This is a genomic window from Novosphingobium anseongense (assembly GCF_037482895.1).
GTDB lineage: Bacteria > Pseudomonadota > Alphaproteobacteria > Sphingomonadales > Sphingomonadaceae > Novosphingobium > Novosphingobium anseongense.
Window position 1 is genome coordinate 175414 of the sequence record NZ_JBBHJZ010000002.1, and the last position, 13749, is coordinate 189162.

Annotated in this window: 11 protein-coding genes; 5 read left to right on the forward strand and 6 right to left on the reverse strand. The window is 67.4% G+C overall.

From position 1 onward, the window contains the following. The first annotated feature begins 137 nt into the window (after window positions 1-137). Window positions 138-2261, forward strand: a complete 2124-nt coding sequence (locus tag WG901_RS09535; protein WP_339586833.1) for a TonB-dependent receptor — start codon at window positions 138-140, stop codon at window positions 2259-2261. Further along, window positions 2248-3810, forward strand: a complete 1563-nt coding sequence (locus WG901_RS09540; protein WP_339586834.1) for a PepSY domain-containing protein — start codon at window positions 2248-2250, stop codon at window positions 3808-3810. Before WG901_RS09535 ends, WG901_RS09540 begins: the two co-directional genes overlap by 14 nt. Window positions 3811-3860: 50 nt before the next feature. Here WG901_RS09540 and WG901_RS09545 read toward each other — a convergent pair whose 3' ends face one another. From WG901_RS09545 to WG901_RS09560, 4 genes are all read right to left on the reverse strand, one after another. Then, entirely contained in the window at window positions 3861-4145 is a 285-nt protein-coding gene (locus WG901_RS09545) for a hypothetical protein (RefSeq protein ID WP_339586835.1), read from the reverse strand. Window positions 4146-4281: 136 nt separating this feature from the next. After that, window positions 4282-5649: a mannitol dehydrogenase family protein gene (locus WG901_RS09550; protein ID WP_339586836.1), complete on the reverse strand. Its 1368-nt coding sequence runs from the start codon at window positions 5647-5649 to the stop codon at window positions 4282-4284. 14 nt (window positions 5650-5663) lie between these two features. Next, on the reverse strand, window positions 5664-7082 hold the full coding sequence (gene uxaC, locus WG901_RS09555; RefSeq protein ID WP_339586837.1) for a glucuronate isomerase: 1419 nt from the start codon (window positions 7080-7082) through the stop codon (window positions 5664-5666). A 6-nt stretch (window positions 7083-7088) separates the two neighbouring features. Continuing rightward, window positions 7089-7847, reverse strand: a complete 759-nt coding sequence (locus WG901_RS09560; protein WP_339586838.1) for a FadR/GntR family transcriptional regulator — start codon at window positions 7845-7847, stop codon at window positions 7089-7091. A gap of 106 nt (window positions 7848-7953) precedes the next feature. Between WG901_RS09560 and manD the strand changes: the two genes are divergently transcribed. Genes manD through WG901_RS09575 form a run of 3 tightly spaced genes read left to right on the forward strand, consistent with a single transcriptional unit; the run spans window position 7954 to window position 11600 of the window. Beyond that, window positions 7954-9162, forward strand: coding sequence for a D-mannonate dehydratase ManD (gene manD / locus WG901_RS09565; RefSeq protein WP_339586839.1), 1209 nt, complete (start codon window positions 7954-7956; stop codon window positions 9160-9162). 13 nt (window positions 9163-9175) lie between these two features. After that, complete coding sequence (locus WG901_RS09570) at window positions 9176-10696, forward strand: hypothetical protein (RefSeq protein WP_339586840.1); 1521 nt, start codon at window positions 9176-9178, stop codon at window positions 10694-10696. A gap of 4 nt (window positions 10697-10700) precedes the next feature. Continuing rightward, entirely contained in the window at window positions 10701-11600 is a 900-nt protein-coding gene (locus WG901_RS09575) for a sugar kinase (RefSeq protein ID WP_339586841.1), read from the forward strand. Here the strand turns inward: WG901_RS09575 and WG901_RS09580 are convergent. Together WG901_RS09580 and WG901_RS09585 are read right to left on the reverse strand one after the other, a co-directional pair. Then, complete coding sequence (locus tag WG901_RS09580; RefSeq protein ID WP_339586842.1) at window positions 11551-12825, reverse strand: MFS transporter; 1275 nt, start codon at window positions 12823-12825, stop codon at window positions 11551-11553. The two genes, WG901_RS09575 and WG901_RS09580, sit on opposite strands and share 50 nt — an antisense overlap. Then, the gene (locus WG901_RS09585; protein ID WP_339586843.1) at window positions 12825-13706 is read right to left on the reverse strand and encodes a sugar phosphate isomerase/epimerase family protein; all 882 of its coding nucleotides are present in this window, start codon (window positions 13704-13706) and stop codon (window positions 12825-12827) included. The genes WG901_RS09580 and WG901_RS09585 overlap by 1 nt, the downstream gene beginning before the upstream one ends. Between the last annotated feature and the right edge of the window lie 43 nt (window positions 13707-13749).

Below are 13749 nucleotides of genomic sequence, written 5' to 3' on the forward strand. Positions count from 1 at the left end.
GAGCGACGAACGAGCGGCTGGGGCTGCATCGGTTTCGTGTGCCGGTTGCCCCCGGGCGTCCGGCCGGTGCACGCTGCCGACCGTTCATGAACGGCAAGCCCCTGCCCAGTGTCGTGAGACGCCGACGGGGGAGTATCATGAAGACTTTTGCACCGGCTGCTTTCGCGGCCTTCTCTCTCTGCGCGCCTGCGCTGGCCCATGCCGGCGAAGCCGATGCCACTGCCGCCGAAGGCGAAACGATCGTCGTCGTCGGCACGGTCGACCAGCTTCGCCTCAACGTTAAGACCGAAGGCGCCAGCCGCCTCAATCTCACGCCGCTCGAAACGCCGGCCAGCGTCGAGACGCTCGACGGCAATGCGATCCGCCTGCGCGGCGACCTGACCATCCAGGATGCCGCGGCCCGCGCGACGGGCATCGTCAACACCTCGGGCGTGTTCGGCTTCGGCCTCTCGTCGCGCGGCTTCACCGGCCAGAACTCGGTGATGACGCTCTACGACGGCATGCGCATGTACAACAACACGCTGACCTTCCCGGCCGATCCATGGATGGCCCAAAGCGTCGAGATCCTGCGCGGGCCGGCCTCGGTGCTCTATGGCGAAGGCGCGATCGGCGGCGCGGTCAACGTCGTGCGGCGGCAGCCTGGCGACACGCTCGAAGTGGCCGGCCGCGCCGGTGCCGCCTCGTTCGACACGTTCAACGTGGCGGCCGGTGCCGGCGGGCCGATCAACGATAGCGTCGGCTTCCGCGTCGACGCCAGCTATCGCCGTTCCGACGGCTGGATGGCGCGCGGCGAGAACAGCGCACTCGCGCTGTCGGGCGCGATCCGGTTCAAGCCCGCGAGCGATCTCAGCATCACGCTGTCGCACGACTTCAGCACGCAGAAGCCGCGCACCTGGTTCGGTGTGCCGCTGGTCAACGGCGCGCTCGACACGTCGATCCGCAAAAACAACTACAACGTAACCGATGCCGTGCTGCGCTTCCGCGACAACTGGAGCCAGGGCAAGATCGAGTGGACACCGTCCGAAGCGCTGACGATCCGCAGCACCTTCTATCACCTCTGGGCCAACAAATACTGGCAGAACGCCGAGAACGTGACCTGGGTCGCGGCGACGGCGACGAGCCCGGCGCAGATCCGCCAGTCGAGCTTCCTCGAACTCTACCATATCCAGAAGCAGACCGGGAACCGGACCACCGCCAATCTCAAGCAGAGCTTCGGCACGGTCGAGAACCAGGTCGTCGTGGGCTTCGACGTCAACCACATCAGCTACAAGAACGTCAGCAATTCGGGCAACAACGCCACGCGACTGATCAGCGTGGTGAACCCGGTGCCCGGCCTGTTCATCGATCAGCCGACCGCGACCACCAGGCCGCGCTATACCAACGTGATCCGCCAGTTTTCGGTCTTCGCCGAGGACCGGCTGAAGCTCAGCGACGAATTCTCGCTCGTCGGCGGGCTGCGCTACGACCGGCCGGAGATTACCAAGACCGACTATGTCACGGCGACGAACAACTTCACGGGCACTCCCGATGCGGTGACCTGGCGCGTCGGTGCGGTCTATCAGCCGATCCCGACGCTCTCGCTCTATGGTCAATATGCCACGGCCGCCGATCCGGTCGGCGCGCTGGTTTCGACCAGCCTCGCACAGAGCAGCTTCGACCTTTCGACGGGCCGCCAGTACGAGCTGGGCATCAAGCACGTGTTCTGGGGCGGGCGCGGCCAGTGGACTCTGGCCGCCTACGACATCGTCAAGAAGAAGCTGCTGACCTCCGACCCGCTGATCCCGACGATCCAGGTCCAGGTCGGGCAGCAATCATCGAAGGGCATCGAGGCGTCGTTCTCGCTCGAACCGATCGAGGGCGTCAGCATCTCGCTCAACGGCGCCGTGCTGCGCGCGCGCTATGACGACTTTTCCGAATCCGTCGGCGGCGTGCTGTTCCAGCGCGCGGGCAATCGTCCGACCAATGTCGCGGCGAAGACCGCCAATGCCTTCGTCAGCTGGGAAGTCCTCGAAGGCTGGGTGATCGACGGCGGCGTGTCCTATGTCGACAAGCGTTATCAGGATGCCGCGAATACACGCGTGATCCCGGCCTATACGCTGACCGATATCGGCCTTCGCTGGCAGTTCGTCGAAGCGGCGAGCGCCAGCCTGCGCGTGCGCAACCTGTTCGACGAGACCTATGTGCGCTCGACCTATGGCGCCTCGCAATGGGTGCTCGGCGATCCGCGCACGGTGGAGGCGACGATCCATGTCGCCTTCTGACGGCATCGCGATCACCGATGGGAGCGCGCCGCGGGCGCGTTCCCATACCCCTTCAACCAGAGCGCTATGGCGCGCCACCAAGCGCTTCCTCTATTTCTTCCACCGCTGGACGGGCATCGTCCTGTGCGTGTTCTTCGCAGTGTGGTTCGTTTCGGGCGTCGTCATGATGTATGTCCCGTTCCCGTCGTTCCGCGCGCCCGAGCGGATCGCGGGGGCCGTACCGATCGACTGGGCGCGGGTCAGGGTCACGCCCGATGCCGTACTCACGACCTTGCGCGAGAGTGCGTTCCCGAAAGAGATGCGGCTGGGCATGTCGGGCGACGTTCCCGTCTATCGTGTCGCCACCGCGGACGGGCGCCGCGCGATCTCGGCCGAGACCGGGCAGGAAATCCGTGCGGTCGACGCGCCGCAGGCCGGCGCGATCGCTGCGGCTTTCGTCCAGGCACCGGTCGCCTCGATCGTCGCGGTTCGTCAGGACCAGTGGGTCGTCACGCGCGCCTACAAGAAGATCGCGCCGTTCTGGCGCATTCGCCTGGCCGATCCTGCGGCAACCGACGTCTACGTCATGCAGCAGACCGGCGAGATCGTGCAGAACACCACGGCGCACGAGCGCTTCTGGAACTGGCTCGGCGCGGTCCCGCACTGGATCTACTTCGAGGCGCTGCGCGTCTATCAGGAGCCCTGGCGCCAGACCGTGCTCTGGACCTCGGGCGTGGGCATGCTCGGCGCGATCGCGGGGATCTGGATCGGGTTACTGCGGGTCCGGATCAGCAAGCGCTACAAGTCGGGATCGGTCAGCCCCTATCGCAGCTGGATGAAATGGCACCATGTCGTCGGCCTGGTCGGCGGTGTCTTCGTGGTGACCTGGGTGTTCAGCGGCTGGTTGTCGATGAGCCCCTGGGGCGGCTTCCGCGACGAGGACAAGGGTATCGCCGAGCGCTATGTCGGCGCGAAGCCGGGCTTTGCCACCACCGACCTGCGCGGCCTCGCCGGTACGGCACGCGATGCGCGCGAGCTCGAGTTCACCCATCTCGGCGGTATACCGGTCATCGTCGCCTGGCGCGATCCCGAGCACAAGCGGCTGCTCGACGGTGCAACCGCCGAGCCCATCTCGCTCGCAAAGGCGCGGATCGAAACGATCGCGCGGTCTGCGGTGACGGACGGCAAACTCATGCGGACCGAACGCCTCGAACACTACGATCGCTACTGGTACGCCACCGGTGATCCGCGTCGCGATGCGCGGTCGCTGCCCGTGCTGCGGCTCGTGTTCGACGATGCGAACCAGACCTGGTTGCACATCGATCCGGCCACGGGCCGGTTGCTGGGGCGAGCAGGATCGGGCAGCCGCTCCTATCGCTGGCTGTTCGCGGCGCTGCATAGCTTCGACCTGCCGTTCCTGCTGGAACACCGGCTGCTACGCGATCTGCTGATGTGGCTGTTGTCGGCGGCCGGACTGATCGTCTCGGTCTCGGGCGTGGTCATCGGCTGGCGTCGGTTGCGGCCCGTTCGGGGCCCCGCGCAAGCCGTTCGCCTCCCAGGCGGACGATAAGTGCGCGGGAGCGGTGGTGCCGAACCTTTCGGCACCACCGCGAAACACGATCACCGAGCCTGGCTGACTTCCTTGCGCGACAGCGACGTGGTCAGCTTGCCCTCGGCTTCGGACAGGGTCGAAGCAGGGATCGTCACGAGCTTGCCGTTGAGGATGATCTGCGCATCGCCTGCGGCATTCACGCGATAGACCGGCGCGAGGCGCTGGCCCGCGCTGGTGTAGATCATCTTGCCCGTCGTCAGGGCCGGCGCGGCGGCCGGTGCCTGGGCAAGAACCGCGACCGGAGCGCCCACGACGAACAGCGCCGCGGTTGCGGCCACGAGGAATTTACGCATCTATAGTCTCCCAACTACTTACCTAGTTTAGCAATTGATAAGCTTGCTTAGAATTTTGGGAGTGTCAATCTGTCGCGCGAGGAGATCGTTCGAGATTGGTAATTTTACGTGGTCGCGATCTTCGCTGCCCCGCGCGCTAGAGCAGCGCCGCTACGAAACTCCGATCCCGTTCCGTCGGCGTCCATACCGCTGCGACGAGCGCCTCGGCGCCGAACAGCGCGTCGAGCAGGTCCGTCGGTGCCACGGCCTGCGCGCAGGCCAGCAGTTTCTCTGCAAGCGGATCCTCGACCGCGCCGTTGTCGCCGCGGATATGCCGCAGCCAGCCGGCGAGCGCTATAAGGATCGCGGGACATTCGACCCCGCGATGCTGATGATGCGCCAGCGTCTCCAGCCAGCGCTGCGGGACCTTCTGGCTGCCGTCCATCGCGATCTGCGCTAGGCGGTGTTCGAGCGAGGGGTTGGCGAAGCGCGCCAGCAGTTCGGTGGCATAGGCTTCGAGATCCTGACCCGGTGCCGGTGTCAGGCTCGCTGCGGCTTCCTGCCGCATCAGCCGCTCGAGCAGTGGGCGGATCGCCGGATCGGCTACGGCCTGGTGAACGAAGACGTGCCCGCGACCCAGACCGAGATAGGCCAAGGCCGAATGCGCGCCGTTGAGCATCCTGAGCTTTGCGGTCTCGTAAGGCGCGACATCGGCGACAAGTTGGGCGCCGACCTTGTCCCAGGCCGGGCGGCCCTGGGCGAATCGATCCTCAATCACCCACTGGCTGAACGGCTCAGTGACGACCGCGGCCGCGTCGGACAGGCCGAGCAGCCTCTCCGCCGCGGCAACGTCGTCCGCAGTGGTAGCGGGGACGATGCGATCGACCATCGTGCCGGGGAACGTGCATTCGTCGGCGATCCAGCGGGCGAGATCGGCGTCGGTGCGCGCGGCATGTTCGCCGAGCAGCCGACCGAGCTGGCCGCCGTTGTCGGCGAGGTTGTCGCAAGACAGCAGGGAGAGCCCCGGCAGGCCCGTGGCCCTGCGCCGCGCAAGGCCTTCGGCGAGGTAACGGTAGATCGATCCCTCGCCCGCGAGCGTGGGATCGAGCCTGCCGTCAGCGGCGCGACCATAGCCCTTCTCGGTGATCGTGAAGCTGGCGATCTTCGTCGCCGGCGCGGCGAGCAGGGCGACCACCGCTTCGGGATCCTGCGGCGCGACCAGCACCTGACGGACAGCGCCAACCACGCGCACCCGCGGCACCGCGGCGGAGCATTCGGTCACGCTGTAGAGCCCGTCCTGCGGGTTCATCTGCTCGGCCACCCCAGCCGAGCGCAGCGAGACGCCGGCGATCGCCCAGTCGCGCCCATGCTTGGTGTCGGCGCCGCCCTCCATCGCCCGGTCGGTGTACCAGGCCTGGTGCGCGCGGTGGAACGCGCCGATGCCGAAATGGACGATGCCCGTCGCCTGCGCCGCACGGTCATAGCCGAAGCGCGTCACCTCCGGCGTGAGCCGGTCCAGCGTCATTTCGGACAGGCGAGTCACAGCCGATAGGCCTGCTTGGCGAGATTGTAGGCGAGGTCCTGTGCGAGTTCGGCCGCCTCCCAGTCCTCGAGGCGATGTTCGAGCACGAGTTCGGCCAGGAAGCCGCAGTCGATCCGGCGCGCAAGGTCATGCCGCGCGGGAATCGAGAGGAAGGCGCGCGTATCGTCGTTGAAGCCGACGGTGTTGTAGAAGCCCGCGGTCTCGGTGGTCGCGCGGCGGAAGCGGCGCATGCCCTCGGGGCTGTCGTGGAACCACCAGGCCGGGCCGAGCTTGAGGCACGGATAGTGCCCCGCGAGCGGCGCCAGTTCGCGCGCGTAAGTGCTCTCGTCGAGCGTGAAGAGGATGATCGACAGGCCCGGCGCATTGCCGAAGCGGTCGAGCAGCGGCTTGAGCGCGTGGACATATTCGGTGCGCATCGGGATATCCGCGCCCTTGTCGCGGCCGAAACGCGCGAAGACATCGGCATTGTGGTTGCGGAAGGATCCCGGGTGGATCTGCATGACCAGCCCGTCCTCGACGCTCATCGCCGCCATCTCGGTCAGCATCTGCGCGCGGAACAACTCGGCCTCGGCCGCGGTGAATTCGTCCGCAGACACCTTGCGGAACAGGGCTTCGGCCGCAGCCGGGGCCAGGTCCGCGGTCTGCGCGGTCGGATGGCCGTGATCGGTCGAGGTCGCGCCCATGCCCGCGAAGAAGGCTCGGCGTTGGCGGTGGGCGGCGAGATAGCCCTGCCACGACAGCGCGTCCTCGCCGGTCAGCTCCGAGAGGCGCACCAGATTGTCCCTGAAGCCCTCAAACTCGGGATCGATTACGGGATCGGGACGATAGGCGGTGACGACCTTGCCCTGCCAACCCCCGGGACGCTGGTTCTCGGCGTGCACGGCAGCATGATGTTCGAGCGTGTCGAGCGGGCTCTCGGTCGTGGCGATCACTTCGATGTTGAATCGGTCGAACAGCGCACGCGGCCGGAAAGCCTCGGTGGCCAGCGCCGCGGTGATCGTGTCGAAATAGAGGTCCGAAGTTTCGGCCTCGAGCCGCACCGCGATGCCGAAGGCTTCCGCAAAAACCCAGTCGAGCCAGAACGACGAGGGCGTGCCGCGGAACAGATGATAGCGCTCGGCGAAGAGGCGCCAGGCTTCGCGAGGATCGGCGCGGCCAGCCTTGCCGATGCCCAGCGCTTCGAGCGCGACGCCCTGCGAATGGAGCATACGGAAGACGTAGTGGTCAGGCCGCAGCAGCAGATCGGCGGCGTTGCCGAAGGTCTCGTTGCGCGCGAACCACGAAGGATCGGTATGACCATGCGGGCTGACGATCGGCAGGCCGGCAACGGCGGTATAAAGCTCACGCGCGACGGCGCGGGTGGCCGGATCGGCGGGCAGCAGCCGGTCGGGATGCAGCGTAAGCGGACGAGACATCGCGATTCAGCGCGTCGCCTGGGTATAACGCGCGCGCTTGGCGGCCACAGCGCGGCGCGCCTCCTCTACCGCCTTTTCTTCGGTCGCGAAGAGCAGGCTGTCGAGCACGGCGGCGAGATGCGTCCGCATCGCCGCGCGGGCTATCGCCGGATCGCGCGCGCGCAACGCCTCGAGCACGGCCGAATGCTCCTCGATCACGGGTTTGACGTTGGCCGTGCGCGCCTTCTCGTGCAGCAGCGCGGCTTCGGGCGAGGTGTAGCGCAGTTCCCAGAGCCGCTCGATCGTCTCGAGCACCGCATGATTGCGCGTCGCCCTGGCAATGGCGAGGTGGAACGCGCGGTCGGCCTTGTCCGTACCGCCAGGGTCCTGATTCTCGCGCGCGATCTCGCGGACCAGCTGCTCGATCTCGGCGATCTCTTCGTCGCTGATCTGCGTGGCGGCGAGCGCGGCCGCCTCGCCCTCGAACAGCAGGCGCGCTTCGGTCAGTTCGAAAGCCGTGATGTTGAACCCGGCGATATCGCCCTTGCCCGGCAGGCGCATGACATAGGCGCCCGAACCGATGCGGACTTCGACCAGCCCCTGCACTTCGAGCGCGATGATGGCCTCGCGCACGGTCGGGCGGCTGACATTGTGCTGCTGCGCCAGCTCGCGCTCGGCCGGAAGCCGGCTGCCGACGGGATAGGCGCCCGACGCCAGCTCGGCGATCAGCTTGCGCGCGAGGTCCTGGTACAAGCGGTCGTTCGAACGTGAAGCGAAATCCTGCATCTTGCTTTCCATTGGCCTGACCAATATGGGCATGACAGTCAGCCACGAAGGCGTCAAGCCCGAGCCCGCTGCTCGGCACATCAGCGAAGCGGAGTTCTCCTAGGATATGAAGATCACGGCAGCCAGGGTCATCGTCACCTGCCCGGGACGCAATTTCGTGACCTTGAAGATCGAAACCGATCAGGGCGTCTACGGAATCGGCGACGCTACGCTGAACGGGCGCGAACTGTCGGTCGTGTCCTATCTGCAGGATCACGTCGCGCCCTGCCTGATCGGCATGGACCCGCGGCGAATCGAGGACGTGTGGCAATATCTCTATCGCGGCGCCTATTGGCGGCGCGGGCCGGTGACGATGCGCGCGATCGCCGCGGTCGACGTCGCGCTGTGGGACATCAAGGCCAAGATGGCGAACATGCCGCTCTACCAGCTTCTCGGTGGGCGCAGCCGCGACGGCGTGATGGTCTATGGCCACGCCAACGGCAGCGATATCGCCGAGACGGTCGACGCGGTCGGCCAATACATCGACATGGGCTACAAGGCGATCCGTGCGCAGACCGGCGTGCCCGGCATCAAGGACGCCTATGGCGTGGGCCGCGGCAAGCTGTTCTATGAGCCCGCCGACGCGGCGCTGCCCTCGGTCACCGGATGGGACACGCGCAAGGCGCTGAACACGGTGCCCAAGCTGTTCGAAAAGCTGCGTGAAACTTACGGCTTCGACCACCACCTGCTCCACGACGGCCATCACCGCTACACCCCGCAGGAAGCCGCGAACCTCGGCAAGATGCTCGAGCCCTATCAGTTGTTCTGGCTTGAGGACGTCACCCCGGCCGAAAACCAGGAAGCCTTCAAGCTGATCCGCCAGCACACGGTGACGCCGCTGGCCGTAGGCGAGATCTTCAACACGATCTGGGATGCCAAGGACCTGATCCAGAACCAGCTCATCGACTATATCCGCTGCACGATCGTCGGCGCCGGCGGCGTCACGCATCTCAAGCGCATCGCCGATCTCGCCAGCCTCTACCAGATCCGCACGGGCTGCCACGGTGCCACCGATCTCTCACCTGTCACGATGGGCACGGCGCTGCACTTCGATACCTGGGTGCCGAATTTCGGCGTGCAGGAATACATGCGCCACACCGAAGAGACCGACGCGGTCTTCCCGCACGACTATACCTTCGAAAAGGGCGAGCTGTTCTGCGGCGAAACCCCGGGCCACGGCGTCGACATCGATGAGAAGCTGGCCGCGAAATATCCCTACAAGCCCGCCTACCTGCCGGTCGCCCGGCTCGAGGACGGGACGATGTGGAACTGGTGAGAGGAAACAGGACATGACGCGACGTACCGGCATCGCGCTGGTGGCCTTCCTGGCCGCCGGCATCACGGCCCCCGCGCTCGGCGCCGGCCAGCGGAGCTCCGGCCTGTCCTCGCTACCGGCGACGGGTACGGTCGACCCGCGGTTCCTGTCGTACAACATCGAGATGGCCGAGGTTACCGGCGGCAACTTCTGGAAGCCCTACAGCGCCCCGCCGGCCGGCGGCCCGAAGGCCTATCGCGGACCGATCGATCTCGATTCGGCCAAGCTGCGCCATCTCGCCGCGGCGCTCGCGCCGGCCTATGTCCGCTACAGCGGCACTTGGGCCAACGCGACTTGGTTCACCGATGCCGAAGCGGCCCCGGCCAAGGCGCCCGCGGGCTTCGACACCGTGCTGACCCGCCAGCAGTGGCGCAGCGCGGTGAGCTTCGCCAAGGCCTCGGACGCGAAGATCGTCACCTCCTTCGCCTCGAGCCTGGGCACGCGTGACGCGGCTGGCGTATGGCAGACCGACACGGCGGCGCGCTGGCTGGCCTATACCCGGCAGATCGGCGGCACGATTGCCGCGGCCGAGTTCGTCAACGAGCCCAGCGTGATCCAGCTGACCCAGCCGCCGAAAGGCTATACGCCCGAAGACTATCGCCGCGACTATGCTCGCTTCGTCGGCTGGATCCGCAAGGCCTCGCCGCAAACGCTGATCGTGGCACCGGGCACGGCCGAACTCGCCGAACCCGCGCGCAGCATCATGCGCAAGTCGCAGACCGTATGGGAAAACGAACAGCTGCTGGCACTCGATTCGCCCAAGCCCGACGTGTTCTCCTTTCATTTCTACTCCGCCATCTCGCTGCGGTGCGGCGGCGCGATGATGGGCTCGGCGCTAGCCAAGGCGGCGAGCCCGGCCCTGCTCGATTCAGTGGACGCGGCAATCGCCCTGGTCACGCATGACCGCGACCGCCTCGCCCCCGGCAAGCCGATCTGGAACACTGAGAGCGCCGAAGGCGCCTGCGGCGGCAACCCCTGGGCGGCGACGTTCGCCGACAGCTTCCGCTTCGTCGACACGCTGGGCCGCTCGGCCCGCCAGGGCGTGCGCGTGTTCATGCACAACACGCTCGCCGCCTCCGACTATGCGCTGCTCGACGAGAAGGACTTCTCGCCGCGTCCCAACTACTGGGCAGCGGTGCTATGGAAGCGGACCATGGGCACGACCGTGCTGGCGCCGCCCGTCACGCCCAGCCCCGAGTTCCGCGTCTATGCCCACTGCCTGCCCGGAAAGAAGGGCGGCGTCGGCCTGGCGGCGGTGAACGTGGGCGATACCCCCCAGCAGATCGCCGTCGGCCCCCGCGCGCAGGCCTGGGTGCTGACCGCGCCCGCGATCGATAGCAAGGCGCTGTTGGTCAACGGCCAGGCGCCAAGCCTCTCGGCCAACGGCAGCCTTGCCGGCCTCGACGCCGTGCCCGCCGCAGGCAGCCTGACGGTGCCCGGCAAGGGCATCGTCTTCGTCGCCGTGGCAGGCGCCGGCAACCGCGCCTGCCGCTGAGCCGATGGCGCGGATCGTCTGCATCGGCGAAGGCATGCTCGAGCTCTCGCGCCGGGAGCCGGCCTCACGGCTCGGCTATGGCGGGGACACTCTCAACACCGCTATCCACCTCGCGCGTGCCGGACATGATGTCGCGTATCTGACCGCGCTCGGGGTCGATCCTTTCAGCGCGGAGCTGAAAGAACAGTGGCAAGCCGAAGGAGTCGACACTGGCCTGATCCTGACACATCCCACGCGACAGGCAGGGCTTTATGCGATCACCACCGATGCCTCGGGCGAGCGGAGCTTCACCTACTGGCGTGACACCAGCGCTGCGCGGGAGATGTTCGCTCTGCCCGGAACGAGCCGCGTGCTGGCACAGGCCGAGGAGGCGGACCTCATCGTCTTTTCGCTGATCACGCTCGCGATCCTCCTGCCCGAAGACCGCGCCAAGCTTCTCGCGCTCGCCGACCGCGCACATATGCGCGGCGGCCGCGTTGCGTTCGACGGGAACTACCGCCCCCGCCTGTGGCGGAGCTTGACCGAAACGCGCGAGGCGCGTGACGCAGCCATCGCGCTTGCGGATATCGGCCTGCCGACGCTGGAAGACGAGACCAGACTATCAGGCGAAGCCGACGCCGAAGCGGTGGCGCGCCACTGGACGGCCTTGGGTTGCGCGGAAACCATCGTGAAGCTCGGCGCTGAGGGCTGCCGACTGCCCGACGGCACGGTTTCTGCACCCGAGCGCGTACTCCAGCCCATCGACACCAGCGGCGCCGGGGATGCCTTCAACGCCGGCTATCTCGACGCGCGCCTCAAAGGCGCTCCGATCGCGGAAGCAGCCCGCGCCGGCCACGCGCTCGCCGGCTGGACGATCATGCGCCCGGGGGCAATCCCGGCAGGCGATCCTCGGGCCGCTTCCTGAGCAGGCCCCACAAGACCGCCGCCGCCAGCAGATCGAGCGCGGCCAGGGCGACGAACAGCGGATTGTAGCCGAACAGGTCGGCGCTCTTGCCGATCGCAAACGTGAACAGCATCCCGCCGATCCAGGCGGCCGACCCGGCCATCCCGGTCGCCGTCGCCACCGTGCGGCTGTCGAACAGGTCCGACCCCAAGGTCACCAGCGCGCCGTTGAGCAACTGATGCGCGAAACCGCCGACGCAGAACAGCGCGATCGCCATGCCCGGCGAACCGGCCAGGCCGATGCAGGCCGGCCCGATCATGCAGACCGCGCCCAAGGTCATCGTGACCTTGCGTGAGGTGACGAGGCTCGCGCCCCGGCGCATCAGCCAGGGCGGCAGCAGGCCGGCGGCGAGCGAGCCGAAATCCGCGGCGAGGAAGGGCAGCCAGGCCCAGAGCGCGATCGCCTTGAGATCGAGCTTCCACACCGCGACAAGGTAGAGCGGGATGAAGAAGTTGAAGGTCTGCCAGGCCGGCTCGGCCAGGAAACGCGGCAGGGCGATCGCCCAGAACCCGCGCGAGCGCAGCACTTCCTTGCGGGTCGCCGGCTTGTCGGCCAGATCGTCGCGGCTGCGGCCGAGCTCGATATAGGCGCGTTCTTCGGCCGAGAGACGCTTGTGCTGCGCGGGCGTGCGATAGCCGAACCACCAGAGCGCGGCCCAGGCGAGGCTCAGCGCGCCGGTGACGAGGAAGGCCTCCTGCCAGCCCCACCAGAGGATGCAGAAGGCGACGAGCGGCGGCGCAATCATGTTGCCCAGGCTCGTGCCCATCTGGAAGCCGCTGGTCGCCAGCGGCCGCTCACGCGGGGGGAACCATTCGGACACGGCCTTGGCCCCTGCCGGGATCGCCGCCGCCTCGGTGGCACCGAGCAGGCCCCGGAACAGGGCGAGGCTCGGCCAGCCGACCGCGAAGGCGTGCGCCATGTTCGCCAGCGCCCAGCCTACGGCGAAGAGGAAGAAACCGAGCCGCGTGCCCAGCGCGTCGAGCACCGAGCCCGCGACGGTCTGCATCACCGTGTAGCTCGCCTGGAAGGCGAGCACGACCCAGGAATACTCCTCGGTCGACATGCTGAACTCGGCCTGCAAGGTCGGTGCCGCGACCGACAGCGTCGAGCGCGCGAGGTAGTTGAGCACCGTGCCCAGGGTCACGAGGCCGATGATCCACCAGCGCAAGTGCTTGATCGTGCGCATCAGCGGTGCGCCTGCACGAAGCGCGCGCCTGCCGCGGCCGCCGCGAGGCCGTCGGGCGGGGAATCGACCTCGATATAGCCGACCGCGGCGGTCAACCGGCGAATGCGCGGCAGCAGCGCCGCATAGTCCATCTCGCCCGCGCCGACGACGACGGCATGATCCGTCGTGCTCTTGCCGCGCTTGCGGTCGATGTCCTTGAAATGCATCGAGCTGACGCGCGGTCCGAGCCGGCCCAGCAGCTCGAGCGGCGCGACGCCCCCGTACCAGCACCAGGCGAGGTCGAGCTCGATCGCCAGATCACCCGGGGCGATGCTGCGCAGGATGATGTCGAGCGGGCTCTCACCGCCGTCGAGCGGCATCAGGTCCCACCAGTGGTTGTGATAGGCCAGGGTCAAACCCGCGGCGCGGCACTTGGCGCCGAGGGCTGCCAGTTCGGGCAGCCAGGCGTCGAAAGCCGCGCGTGTGGCCACGCCGAGCCGTCCGGATATGAATGGCGGGGCTGCGCTCATGGCGATGACCTTGGCGCCGATCGCCACGGCATCGCCGATCTGGCGATCGAGATCGGGACGCACCGGCGGCAGGCGGACAACGCCCACTTCGAGCCCGGCGTCGCGCACCATCCGCGCCTTGTCTTGCGCCGAGGGTTCGCGACTTCCGCCGCCGTAACCGGCCAGGCGGAAGCCGAAGTGGCTGTAGCCCATCGCCGCGATCGCACGGAGCGTACCGGAATAGTCGCGGCCGAGTTCCTTCATGATCGTGATATCGGCGAGGCCGAGAGCGGCACGTCCGCGCGCCGATGCTGCAAAAACGGCGGAAGGCAGGGCGCTAGCGGCGGACAGGCCGAGTCCGCCGCGCAGCAGTTCACGACGACCAACGATCACAGAACCCTCCCAAAAATTGGTCAGGCCACCTATCCAGCCGGAT

Coding starts and splice junctions, on each gene's coding strand:
- WG901_RS09535 (WP_339586833.1), top strand. CDS start 138: ATGAAGACTTTTGCACCGGCTGCTTTCGCGGCCTTCTCTCTCTGCGCG.
- WG901_RS09540 (WP_339586834.1), top strand. CDS start 2,248: ATGTCGCCTTCTGACGGCATCGCGATCACCGATGGGAGCGCGCCGCGG.
- WG901_RS09545 (WP_339586835.1), bottom strand. CDS start 4,145: ATGCGTAAATTCCTCGTGGCCGCAACCGCGGCGCTGTTCGTCGTGGGC.
- WG901_RS09550 (WP_339586836.1), bottom strand. CDS start 5,649: ATGACGCTGGACCGGCTCACGCCGGAGGTGACGCGCTTCGGCTATGAC.
- uxaC (WP_339586837.1), bottom strand. CDS start 7,082: ATGTCTCGTCCGCTTACGCTGCATCCCGACCGGCTGCTGCCCGCCGAT.
- WG901_RS09560 (WP_339586838.1), bottom strand. CDS start 7,847: ATGCAGGATTTCGCTTCACGTTCGAACGACCGCTTGTACCAGGACCTC.
- manD (WP_339586839.1), top strand. CDS start 7,954: ATGAAGATCACGGCAGCCAGGGTCATCGTCACCTGCCCGGGACGCAAT.
- WG901_RS09570 (WP_339586840.1), top strand. CDS start 9,176: ATGACGCGACGTACCGGCATCGCGCTGGTGGCCTTCCTGGCCGCCGGC.
- WG901_RS09575 (WP_339586841.1), top strand. CDS start 10,701: ATGGCGCGGATCGTCTGCATCGGCGAAGGCATGCTCGAGCTCTCGCGC.
- WG901_RS09580 (WP_339586842.1), bottom strand. CDS start 12,825: ATGCGCACGATCAAGCACTTGCGCTGGTGGATCATCGGCCTCGTGACC.